This window comes from Anaeroglomus insulsum (genome assembly GCF_050689095.1).
Classification (GTDB): domain Bacteria; phylum Planctomycetota; class Phycisphaerae; order Sedimentisphaerales; family Anaerohalosphaeraceae; genus Anaeroglomus; species Anaeroglomus insulsum.
Window position 1 is genome coordinate 1 of record NZ_JBOGCL010000026.1, and the last position, 12,636, is coordinate 12,636.

Annotated in this window: 6 protein-coding genes; 3 read left to right on the plus strand and 3 right to left on the minus strand. The window is 46.8% G+C overall.

What is annotated here, in order from left to right; genetic code table 11:
- Positions 1-168: 168 nt before the first annotated feature.
- Together ACQ9LF_RS13735 and ACQ9LF_RS13740 are read right to left on the minus strand one after the other, a co-directional pair.
- The gene (locus ACQ9LF_RS13735) at positions 169-5,991 is read right to left on the minus strand and encodes a LamG-like jellyroll fold domain-containing protein (RefSeq protein ID WP_462489990.1); all 5,823 of its coding nucleotides are present in this window, start codon (positions 5,989-5,991) and stop codon (positions 169-171) included.
- A 65-nt stretch (positions 5,992-6,056) separates the two neighbouring features.
- Positions 6,057-7,280 (minus strand): anaerobic sulfatase maturase, encoded by a 1,224-nt coding sequence (locus tag ACQ9LF_RS13740; RefSeq protein WP_462489991.1) that lies wholly within the window; start codon positions 7,278-7,280, stop codon positions 6,057-6,059.
- A gap of 574 nt (positions 7,281-7,854) precedes the next feature.
- Between ACQ9LF_RS13740 and ACQ9LF_RS13745 the strand changes: the two genes are divergently transcribed.
- The gene (locus ACQ9LF_RS13745) at positions 7,855-8,109 is read left to right on the plus strand and encodes a hypothetical protein (RefSeq protein ID WP_462489992.1); all 255 of its coding nucleotides are present in this window, start codon (positions 7,855-7,857) and stop codon (positions 8,107-8,109) included.
- On the opposite strand, the gene ACQ9LF_RS13750 is transcribed toward ACQ9LF_RS13745, so the two are convergent.
- Entirely contained in the window at positions 8,102-9,292 is a 1,191-nt protein-coding gene (locus ACQ9LF_RS13750; RefSeq protein WP_462489993.1) for an acetate/propionate family kinase, read from the minus strand. The genes ACQ9LF_RS13745 and ACQ9LF_RS13750 overlap by 8 nt on opposite strands.
- Before the next feature lie 253 nt (positions 9,293-9,545).
- Between ACQ9LF_RS13750 and ACQ9LF_RS13755 the strand changes: the two genes are divergently transcribed.
- Positions 9,546-11,039, plus strand: a complete 1,494-nt coding sequence (locus ACQ9LF_RS13755) for an AAA family ATPase (protein ID WP_462489994.1) — start codon at positions 9,546-9,548, stop codon at positions 11,037-11,039.
- A gap of 186 nt (positions 11,040-11,225) precedes the next feature.
- Entirely contained in the window at positions 11,226-12,572 is a 1,347-nt protein-coding gene (locus tag ACQ9LF_RS13760; protein ID WP_462489995.1) for a hypothetical protein, read from the plus strand.
- Positions 12,573-12,636: the final 64 nt, after the last annotated feature.

Consider the following 12,636-nt stretch of genomic DNA (forward strand, 5'->3'; position numbering starts at 1 on the left):
TACGGGTTGTCAGACGTGCTGAACAGCCCAAATAAGAGTCCGTGTGTCGGTTATACTCTCACAACAACTGGTACAAAAAAAGGGGGCAGATCAGAATCATAAAAATTATAACAAAAAGGGCGAGCGATATATTCGCCCGCCACCAAAATAGATAATTGATAATGGAATTTACTGTCCGGCCAATACATTAATCTCACTGGCAGTCAACACTCGTCCATAAATCCTGACATCATCAATCGCACCGTTCCAGTAGTTACCCGATTTCTGACGTCCAAGATAAAATGGTTCCATACAAGCTTCAGCATTACGCGTAGCGGAATTCGCACATATTCCATCTACATATAATGATGCAGTATTGGTCAGTTTATTATAAGTGACTCCTACATGATGCCACTGCTGAGTGATATCAAATGGTATTATTTGCTCAGATTCCAGCGGACTGCCACCAAGATAACAGCCTAATCTGTCATCTGTAGTTCGATATAACCATGTACGCCCCATATTATTTGCATCGTCACCTAGTTGCTGCAAGATCCCCTGAGATACAGAGGGATTCTTAACATCGAGCCGTACCCAGGCAAAAGCACTAAATGAAGTCGCGGCAGGATTAATTATATGCGGCAACGATACATAATCTTGACCGTCGAAAACAAGAGCACCATTTACATTACCTGTTTGCCATTGAGAACCATCGGTCGGGAAATTACACAATGTTCCATCGTATGCATTGGGGGTTGAATCATCAGCACTATTATCCAGTGTCCAATAGCCAACCATCACATCTCCCGCCAGTTCTTTGACTTCCTGGGCAGATAACACACGCCCATAAATCCGTACATCATCGATAGCACCGTCCCAGTAGTTACCCGTTTTCTGACGTCCCACATAAAATGGTTTCGTACAGGCTTCGGCATTACGCGTAGCAGAATTCGCATATATTCCATCCACATATAATGTTGCTGCATTGGTCAGCCTATTATAAGTAATCCCGACATGATGCCACTGCTGTGCTATATCAAATGGTTTTTGGTCTGATTCCAGCGGACTGCCACCAAGATAACAGCCTAATCTGTCATCTGTAGTTCGATATAACCATGTACGCCCCATATTATTTGCATCGTCACCTAGTTGCTGCAAGATCCCCTGAGATACTGAGGGATTCTTAACATCGAGTCGCACCCAGGCAAAGGCACTAAATGAAGTTGTAGCGGGATTGAGCTTCATCGTGTCATCAAGATCAATATAATTCGTGCCATTCAAATCTACTGACTGATTGATATATCCATTTATCCAATCAGGATTCTGTATGAAGCAATTATCATGCTGATAAACCGAGGCATCATCAGCATTGCCATCCAGCTTCCAGTAACCAAGCAAAACCATTTCTTCGATTTCCTGATCTGTTAAGGCTCGGTCATAAATCCGGACATCATCAATGGCTCCTTTATAGTACCATGCAGTCCCGTTCAAGCCAATTTTAACATCATCAGCACAGGCTGTATTCAGTACTGCTGGAACTGCTTTGCTTATTATTTCACGTTTTCCATCTACATATAAGCGGATGTCGCTGACTTTAGGCGTCCCATCATTTTCAAACACGACGGCCACATGATGCCATATGTTATCATTAACAGGCGTACTGCCGATTACATAGGCATTATAGGCTGCAAGTCGAAGTGCGCCATAGACTCCATTATTGGTATCATTTGAGATACAGAAATTCCACGTCGCACCAGGAGAACCTTCGCCCCAACTGACAATTGATCTTAATAGGATGCTGCCATCATCCTCAGCCTTGATCCAGGCCGAGCAGGTACGGGATGCTGTGCCAGGAATCCCTTTGTATCCTGTTATCTGAATATAATCATCTACACCATCCAGAACAACAGCCTGACCTACCATCCCATCTCCCCAGACAGGATTTCCACAAATTGTACCATGGTACCTATTGAGCGAGGCATCTTCAGCATTGCCATCCAGCTTCCAATGTCCAATTAGCCGATTATATTCATCGGCACCTATATCTACCAGAACACCAGGAATACCTGTACTATCAATAATTCGACTCTCGCCATCTATATCTTTTTCATTCAATTCTATGTCAGTAGAATCACCCGCATCAATACACGGAGAGTTGGGACACAAATGGTAATCTTCCTTGATGACATCAGGACAATTTGACACTGGCCCCCAGTTGGTTATGAGTTTTCCAGGTTCTGCCGGATAGGTTAATGCGGGGACAATTTGGATCCAATTTGTACCAACGACTTGAACCCAACGTTTTATACCATCGTTGTCGTACTCAATGATATCATTAGGATCAAAGTTGTCTGTGTTTTGAAGATTGATAACTGACAAGTCCCGATTAAAATTCCAATGAGCAATTAAATTATCAGAAACGGATTTATGATTATATAAATCGTTTATTTCTACATTACTCAAAATCCGATTATAGATACGCACATCATCTATGACACCATCCCAGTAATTACCTGTTTTCTGGCGTCCAATATAGAATGGGCCGGTACATTCTTCTGCAGTGCGATAAACAGAACACGAAAAAGTACCATCTACATACATTGTCACTTTGTGTATCTGGCTATCATAGGTAATTCCAATATGATGCCATTGGCCTGTTATGGCAAACGGCGTCTGGGTGGATTCCAGTGGCCCACCACCAAAATAGCACCCCAGCTTGTTACCTGTGCGGTACAACCATGTGCGTCCTACACGTTGTTGACTATCATTAGCCTGTTGCAAAATGCCCTGATTATTTGGATTATCATAATTATTATCAAACCGCACCCAGGCAAAGGCGCTAAATGAGGAAGCAGAATTGATAATATTCTCAGGTAATGTTCCGTATTCACTCACTGCAACAGCTTTAGGTGAGCAGATAAACAATGGATCACCCTGAATATGGCTATCTGTGGGGGTTGTACATTCTGTCGATAACTGATTCGGCATATTACCCCAGACGATACAATTCTTAAAAACATTGGGGCTTGTTAGTGTACAAGAATAGGCACCGCCGCCATTACCTATTGCATAATTATACACTATTGTACAATTGCGAATGGTTCCGGAGCAGCTGCTGATGCCGCCGCCGTTCTGGGCGATGTTATTGGCAATTACACAATTTGTTATCTGGCCACCGCCGTCAATGCCATACACTCCACCACCGTTGATGCCTGCAGTATTGTTTTCAATGGTACAATTCAGCAGCTTGACATTACTGCCATAGACACCACCGCCATAATTATTGGCTACATTACCAATAATCCGACATTTGGAAAGTGTTACGGTGCCTCCAGTAACATTAACACCTCCACCATTGGCAGCGTGACCATTGGTGATCGTAACGCCTTCAATGGTTACGGTCCCACTATTTATGGCAATTACAGATCCCAGATAGCTGCCGTCAATGATGGTACTGGCAACTGTCTTCGGGTCATCCGGATCCTCTGATTCAATTGTCAGGTTAGTATTCGAGCCAATATTAACCGAAATATTTTCATGGAAACTTCTGCAAGGCAAGACAATCGTCCCACCAGAAGTTAAGGCAGTAATGGCAGCGTTAATAGTATTGTAACTCGCATTACCAGCTTGTACTTTTAGCTTTTGCTCCCAAGCCATTATTTTGTTTGACATGGCTTGGATAATGCTGGATTCTGCATTACAAGAATCTTCCGGATTTTTGACTAATACTTTTCCGTCTTCATTATTTGTCTCGTGAATCTTGTACAAACCAGTACCTGTAATGTATTTATAATCATAGCTATCATACGTATTTCCATCAATACTCTCATTATAACCTGTTCCTAAAACACTTAATTTCTCGAAATAAGATACGAAATCCCAAGATTCCGAACTGAAGAATAAGGCATTATCCTTGCGAGGTATATCATTTGTTGTTCCTTTTAACAATCCGCAGAGACTCTTTCCATCCAGGATATAATGCCGATCTGGATCCACATCCGGATAAGCCATCTGGACAATCGTCGGCAGGATGTCAATACTGGATACTGGAACATTAGACACCAGGTCCTGAACATCTTTTTCTGTTGTGACACCCGGCCAATAAATCAGAAGCGGAACTCTCAAACCTCCTTCAAACATGGTAGTTTTGTAATTTCTCAGCGGAAAATTGGAACTCACCGGTTCTGCACCATTGTCCGAATAAAAGATAATAATCGTATTGTTGCTGATACTGTCAGATGTATTTCCATCTCCATCTGGATCATCCAGGGCCTTACGAATTTCTCCCACACTTTCATCAACACTTTCAATCATAGCCGCATAAGTACCATTGTTATGAGGTGGGTAACTGGGATCGGCCAATCTTGCTATTTCTGTGCCAGTAAGGGATGTATTGTAAATAGACACTTCGTCTAACTGGCCCTTAAAATAAGAGGTGTCCCATTTTCCAATTCGAACATTGTCATCTAATACAGTGTTGACAGCAACGGCTTGCGATATGTTCTGAGTACCATCCACATAGATTTCAATCTCTGTTCCATTATACACCACCGCTACGTGATGCCAATAATCATTTTCTCCCGGACTGGTTAGCAAAGCCCCAGTTGTCGAAATATTACCTGAACCTGTATCGACTTTAATTTCATTGCTTTCTACTGAAATGACCCATTTGTTATTATCCGTCCCCCACCCGATAATTGGCCCCGAAAGCTCATTCTCATTATTGTTTCTTTTTCTCATCCAAAACGAACAGGTCCGCGATCCACTTCCTTCTATTCCTTGAAAGGCATAATCAGCTTTATTTGATGAACTCCCCCCATCGACTTCAAAATAAAGATCCCCTGAGAAGTCAATGCACTCGTTAAAAATACCAGCACTTGGCATAATAGTAGGAAAGCTATTCCCGTTCGGATATTTAAATGTCCCATCATATTCATGTTCAGAGTATCTAATCCAGTTAGTACTATTAAAAGCTAGATTCCAGCCTCCATCGGAAACAGCTCGCTGATCAAATCTCCAATGAGCAAGCGGAGTATGATAATCGCCGGTGTTATAATTGTCAAACAACTGCCGCTTTGCCTGTAAAGGGGTATGAACGCCATAGTGAGACAGGAATAAAAAGAATGGACGCCCCTGGCTGTGGGCGTTATTAATAAATTCCACGGCTTCCCAGGTCAATCTGTCGGTGAGATATTCATCTTCATTAGGATCATAAGTGTCATTTCCTATGAATTTCGCATGTTTCGATAGCAATCCCGGCGGCAGACCATATCCTGAATACTCGTCTGCCTCATTCGGAATATTTGGATCATTTAAATCTATATTTAATCCTAAAGTTGATACATAGCCATCCCCACCCCACCAAAAGCTGCTGTTGTGAAGGTTCTGATATATAGGGCAAGCCCTCCATGATCCGGCAATATTTAATTCAAAACCCTGCTTTTCGGGATTATATGTTACAGAAAAAGGCTTCGCATTTTTAGTTGTTAAATGCCATTTACCAATAAATGCCGAATTATAATCCACACCATGATTATCCAATGCCTCAGCAATCGTGGTCTCTGCCAGCGATAACATTTTACCATTTGAAATTGGATCATTATCCGGCAAACCTGCCCTTATAGGATATTTCCCTGTCATAATGCTGACACGTGTCGCTTTGCAGAACGGACAGGCCGTATGGGCATTGGTAAACCGCATGGATTGTTCACGAAGCCTAGCGATATTAGGTGTTTTATAAAATGGACTGTCATATTGTTCTGCCGAGGTCGGATTGACTTGATTACCGGATTGATCAGTAACATATTCAAGGTTATCATTTACTTGTCGGCAATTAATATCCGTCCACCCCAGGTCATCAACCAGGATAAACACAATATTGGGATGTTCAGATGTTGCCGCTTTTGCCTGTGAAGATGGCAAGGTGTTGACCGCGGCGGTTCCGGCCAAAAACCCCACCGTCATTTTTTTTGCATTTCCAACTATACGCCCCATTTCCCTAAGCCACTTCATGTCATACACTCCTTTCCATTTTTTACCATTTTTCCAATCTATATTTTATAGTTCAAGCATAACCCCTATGCTGGATTGGCATATTTCATCACGACATCTGCCGTTCGGCCGGCTCGGATTTCACCGACCATGCATCGCATCCAAGGATCGATATGCTGCAGGAATTTCCTGAGGCCGGAACAGAGATAATTCAGGCCGAATTCACCATCCGGCGCATAGACAAACCGATGTTTGGGACATTCCCCATGGCAGGCAAACTGAACAGAGCATTGTTTGCAATATTGCGGCAATGTATCTTCTTTATTAAGGCCAAATTGTATCTGTTTTTCCGACATTACCATCTGATCCAGTGTTTTTTCACGAATATTACCCAGATAATATGCTGGATAGACGTAGTGATCGCAACTGTACACCCCGCCGTCGTGTTCTATGGCAAGAGCTTTGCCGCAAATATCAGAAAAATAGCAGGATGATGAGGGTAATCCCATCCACAACCCCAGCAGAGTATCAAACGTCCCAATGAATACTTTACCCACATCCCGACGAACCCATTCATCAAAGACTGTTATTAAAAAGTTCCCATAATCGTCCGGATCAACTGACCACTCTGTCACAACTGAATCTGGAAATCCCGGCCTTGCCCGCATTTCCCCGAAATTCGGCATGCAGGCCTTGTCCCATTCCTGCGGAGCAATTGTGGTGTACACTCTTGGTTCCACACAGGGAATAAACTGCAGGTACTGAACATTTAATTCATCTCTGAAATACCGATAGACACGAAGCGGATGCTTTGCATTTTGGTTATTCAGAACCGTCAATATGTTAAATTCGACTCCGTGTTTTTTTAATAAATGGACTGCTCGAACTACTTTGTCAAAAGTCGGTTGTCCTTTACGGTCCTTGCGATAATAATTATGCAGGTCGGCCGGACCATCAATGCTGAGTCCAACCAAAACATAGTTTTCGCGGAAGAAACGGCACCACTGGTCATTCAGCAGCATCCCGTTGGTCTGAAAATCGTTGATAATTTGCTTGGTAGGCGGGCAATACAACTTCTGGAAATGAAATGCTTTCTGAAAAAAACCGATATCCAAAAGAGTTGGCTCCCCTCCCTGCCAGGAAAAATTGATCACCGGGCCGGGCTGGCACTGAATGTACTGGCGGATAAACCGTTCCAGTGTTGTATTCGACATCCGCCACGATTCATCATCGGGAAACAACTGCTTTTTGTGAAGATAATAACAGTAAGTACAGCCAAGATTGCAGGCTGGCCCTGCTGGTTTGGCCATGATGTGGAAATTCGTTTTCCTTACCCCGCTCAATCGATACCCCGTTTCGATTTTCCTGTACCCTTTACGGAGAGAATTACTTGGAGAGGTATTATTAATCTCCTATTTTACACCCAAATTTATCTCCCTCATAAATTAATCATTATATCTACGTTAACCATATTTCAAGGTAGTGTCAAGAATATTTTGGGATAGACAGGGAACATCGTATCCCCCTTAGACGGATACGCTGTATGACGATGAAGCGTTACCAAGAACTAAAGAAGATGTGGGCTGGGGGTACCCCCAGCCGGAGACATTCTATGTCCAGATTGTCCGACAAAAAAACTTGAATTAAAAAGACCCTCGTGTAAGGTGTTGCTCGCCAAAGTAACTCCTTTACAACAGAGGGCCTTCGAATGCATTATAAACCCTATAGCTATTTTGAACAGATTGTACGTATGAAACACAACGCTGGCAAGTTTGAATTTCACGCGATTACCCGTTTTAACGGGGGGGCTGGAAAACCCTCCTTGTGCCTGTAAAATATGCTTTTCGACGAACATAACTTCAACAAACACAAGGAGGTAAAAAAATGTTACGACAGGATTATATTTTATGCAAGACCCGAAATCTACTTTCTGTATTTTTGACTCCAATGATGGGGCATACCGATCGTCCCCGGCAACGTTTTCTCCGCCAAACCATCGGGGCAATTTTGATATCCGGCACGCTGGTCATCACCGACCTGGCCCCAGTGTCAGAGGCTACATTACAAGCAGCCAAAAAAAAGAGCGGACACTTCGGTCCGCCCATCGTATCACATCTGATCGTCCTGCACCCTATTTAGCCAGCTCGTAGGTATCCCCGGCGATAGCACGTTCTTCATCGGTTGGGATAACAAAGACGCTGACACGGCTGGTGTCGCTGCTGATAAGGCGTTCTTTCGGTTCTCTGGCCTCATTGCGTGTGTCGCAGATGTCAATGCCGATCTGACTCTGGCCGGAACAGACTTCCTTGCGGATAAAAGCGTTGTTTTCGCCAATACCGCCGGTAAACACGACCGCATCCAGCCGGCCCAGCACCGCCGTATAGCTGCCAATGTATTTTTTGATGCGATAATTAAAAATGTCTATCGCCAGCCTGGCCCGCTCATGCCCCTGCGATCGGAGTTCAAGCAGGTTGCGCATATCATTGGACGCGCCGGAAATACCCAGCAGGCCGCTCTGCTTGTTGCACATCGTATTGAGCTTCTTGATATCGTAACCCTTGTCGGCCAGATAGAACAGAATAGCCGGATCAATGTCACCGCAGCGGGTCCCCATCACAACGCCTTCCAGCGGCGTCAGCCCCATCGAGGTATCAACGCTTTTGCCCTCTTTCACAGCGGTGATAGAACAGCCGTTGCCAAGGTGACAGGTGATTATATTGAGTCGGGTCTTATCGACATTCATCAGGGCAGCACACCGCCAGGCCACATACCGATGGCTGGTACCATGGAAACCATACCGGCGGACACGGTAGGTCTCGTAGATATCATACGGCAGGCCGTAGATATAGGCCACCGCCGGAATGGAGGTATGGAACGCCGTATCGAAGCAGGCAACCTGCACCGCATCGGGCAACGCGTGCATCGCCGCACGGATGCCGGTCAGATTCGGCGGATTATGCAGCGGGGCCAGGTCGGCAAAACGTTCAATCGAACCGATAACCTGCTCAGAAATAATGACCGAGCCGGTGAATTCTTCGCCGCCATGGACGACACGATGGCCGACAGCATGGATTTCGGAGACCTTTTTGACCACACCAATCGCCGGGTCTGTCAGGGTCTTCAGGATGACCTGCATGCCCTGTTCGTGGTCTTTAGCGGTAACGGCTGCAGAGTACGTCTTGCCGTTGTACTTGTGAGTCAGTTGAGACTGCGCCTCGCCGATGCGTTCAATCATGCCTTTGGCAGGGACCTCACCGGCGGGCATATCAAACAATTGATACTTGATGGAACTGCTTCCCGCGTTAATTACGAGCACTTTCATTTTTGTAACCTTTCCACAGCATGCGGATAGACCGCATACCATTAAATAGGACCTACGGAAAGCGCAATAGTATATCGATTTAACACGGCAAAAACCAGTCTTTTTTTGTGAAAACCCTCTTTTTTATCCGATTATATATAAACATACTTCTGCTAAGCCTGAGCATAAAAAATATCAGATAAGGCTTGTCCAGAGGCAAAATTAAAGCTACACTAATAGGTTTAAGGAGAATATTGTAATCTGGAGCGAAACGATGGATGATGTGAGTCGTTTTATCGAGATACTCCGGCAGGGATACAGTTGTATTTCCATCGTCACCCATGAGGAATACGAGGCGCTGGACGTGATTCGCCGCGCAGCCGAGAAGCTCGAATACAAAATGCAGATCTGGTCGGTCGGACGAGGGATCCGCGACGGCTTTTTCCCGGTGCTGCCCACGTTCGGCGAGCAGGAACAAAAAACACCTGAGCAGGGCCTGGAAGCCTTCTGCCGGATGCCGCCCCGAACCGTCTGTGTGGCGCTGGATTTGGGCAAATTCCTGAGCGTCAATACCACCCTGCGGATGCTGCGCGATACCATTCATACCACCTGCTTTCACAACAATATCCTGGTCCTGGTCGATAGCGACGATGTCCTGCCGGCAGTAATCAAATCCTACGCACGGGAATTCGAGCTGTCGCTGCCGGGAGAAAAGGAGCTGGACAACCTCATCCGCACGACGCTGCGGGAAATCCACGACAAGACCCCCCTCCAAATCGGCATCACCAAAAACGGCCTGGCCGCCATTATCCGCAATCTGCGGGGATTGTCGCTGCGGCAGGCCCGCCAGTTGATATACGACGCCGTGTCAGTCGATAAGAAATTCAACGACAAAGACGTCAACAAGATCATCGCCGGCAAACGGATGATGATCCGCTCCGATGGCCTGCTCGAATATGTTGAGGCCCCCCTTGATATGGACGAAATCGGCGGCATGACAAACCTCAAGCGATGGCTGACTCTGCGGCAAAATGCGTTTCGGGACGAGGCCGCCCAGTTCGGAATCACACCTCCGCGCGGCGTGCTGATTCTGGGGGTACAGGGCGCCGGCAAAAGCCTGTGTGCCAAGGCAATTGCCACCGCCTGGCAGCAGCCGCTGTACCGGATGGACCCCAGTGCCCTGTTCAACAGCTATGTAGGCCAGTCCGAAAAGAATCTGCGGCAGGCCCTCAAGCAGACCGAGGCCATGGCCCCGGCGATTTTGTGGATCGACGAGATTGAAAAGGGCTTTGCCTCGGCGGCCAGCCAGAGCACTGACGGCGGCCTGAGCAAACGGATGTTCGGGACCCTGCTGACCTGGATGCAGGAGCATCGCGAATCGGTGTTTGTGGTGGCGACGGCCAATGATATCGAGGCGCTGCCGCCGGAGCTGCTGCGCAAGGGACGGTTTGACGAGATTTTCTTCGTGGGGCTGCCCGGGTCCGAAGCCCGCAAGGAAATCTTCCGGATTCACCTGACCAAACGCAAGCAGAATGTCGAGCAGTTCGACTTGGATGCATTGTCGCAGGCATCGGAAGGCTACAGCGGAGCCGAAATCGAACAGGCCGTCCTGTCGGCGCTGCACGAGTGCTACAGCAGCAAGACCGAGCTTACAACCGAGATGATTGTCACAGCGCTCAAGAACTCACCCCCGCTGTCGGTAACCATGCGTGAAAAGATGCTGGCACTCTATGAGTGGGCCCAGGGACGATGCGTGGAAGCGGAATGAATAAAGGATACAGGGATACAGGGATACAAGTATACCAGAATGAAATCCGATGTACGTAATGCGACGGGTACTACAGTCTGAAACGGCTGGCACAGTCTGACGGACTCAGGCTGTGGGCGTTTAGATAACAAACCACAGAAAGACAACAGCCCCCTAAAGGTCATCAATACAAAAAAAGGAGATCGTATGCAGCAGACACATAAACATCAGAAGCTGCGGGAGTTGAAGGGGTGGTTTATTGGCCTTGCAGTGGTATTGGCGGTGGTCGTCGGGGTGCTGGTGCTGTATATTCTGGCCGGGCGGTCGGAGCTGGAGCGAAAGATTGCCGAATTGAAGGCTCAGGGGCTGCCGACCAGCTTTGCGGAGCTGGAGGCCCGGCATAAGCTGCCGGAAGGAACGCCCAATGCGGCGGATGTGTACTTGAAGGCGTTTGCGGCATACCGGCCGTTTGCGGATCAGAATAAACAAAACCTGCTGCCGATCATGGGCAATCGTCCAAACCCCGAAGGGAATGACCCCTATCCGCAGGAAGAAATGGATGCGGCAAAGGAATTCATCGAGGCCAACCGAGCGATGTACGACCTGCTGCATCAGGCCGGGCAGATTCCGGATTGTGCCTATCCACGGGATTTTTCTTCGAGTGGTACTATTCTCCAGTCCGATGTTTTGACTGGTATCAAAAAAGCGGCTCAATCGCAGGGTATTGCAGCTCTCTATTATGCCCAGCAGGGACAAAGCCAGCAGGCTTATGATCATCTTAAAGAGTGTATTCATTTAAGCGAGTCCCTGTCACACGAGCCTTTTTTGATTGATCGTCTGGTTCAAATTGCGATTGCCGCCATGTGTACGGGGACTACAGAGGATTGTCTAAAATATACGTCGTTTTCAGCGGAGCAGTTACAGGATTTACAGGATCAATTTTCTACGCTTCAGCGACAACTGGGGTATAAATCCGCACTTGCCGGCGAGATTTGCTATCAGCTTGAATATTATGCCAATCCCTATAATCCAGGCATGGCCATGGCCAATACAGTCCAAACCCGCCTGTTTCGGATGTCGGGATTGTTTGAACGCAATATCCTGCGGTCTATTGAATCAATACAGAAATTGATGGCCCTGGATGAGCTGCCGGTCGGCCAGCGATTGCCGCGTGCCCAGGCGATTGAACAGGAGCTGGAGGGGCTGAATTTTCTGTATTTTATGACCAAAATTGGGACGCCTGCACTAAGCAAGGTGTATAAAATTAATCTTCGCGTTCGCAGCGGCATTGACAGGATCATTACAGTGCTGGCGATAGAGCGGTACCGGCTGGCGGAAAAGAAGCTGCCCGAGACACTGGAGGATTTGGTGCCGGCGTATCTGCCGGAGGTGTATGTGGATCCCTTTGACGGCAGGCCATTAAAATACAGACAGGATGATCCGGGATATCGGGTCTGGAGCGTCGGCGAGGATGGAATCGATAACGGCGGCCAGGAGCGTGATTCCAATGACCGCCAAAAACCCGGCGACGATGTCGTGCGAATCTATCGATAAATAACCACCAACCCCGTACTTTCTTTCTTAGGTTCTTGAGTTCTTAGAAGCCATTTCATAACCT

Coding starts and splice junctions, on each gene's coding strand:
- ACQ9LF_RS13735 (WP_462489990.1), bottom strand. CDS start 5,991: ATGAAGTGGCTTAGGGAAATGGGGCGTATAGTTGGAAATGCAAAAAAA.
- ACQ9LF_RS13740 (WP_462489991.1), bottom strand. CDS start 7,280: ATGGCCAAACCAGCAGGGCCAGCCTGCAATCTTGGCTGTACTTACTGT.
- ACQ9LF_RS13745 (WP_462489992.1), top strand. CDS start 7,855: ATGTTACGACAGGATTATATTTTATGCAAGACCCGAAATCTACTTTCT.
- ACQ9LF_RS13750 (WP_462489993.1), bottom strand. CDS start 9,292: ATGAAAGTGCTCGTAATTAACGCGGGAAGCAGTTCCATCAAGTATCAA.
- ACQ9LF_RS13755 (WP_462489994.1), top strand. CDS start 9,546: ATGGATGATGTGAGTCGTTTTATCGAGATACTCCGGCAGGGATACAGT.
- ACQ9LF_RS13760 (WP_462489995.1), top strand. CDS start 11,226: ATGCAGCAGACACATAAACATCAGAAGCTGCGGGAGTTGAAGGGGTGG.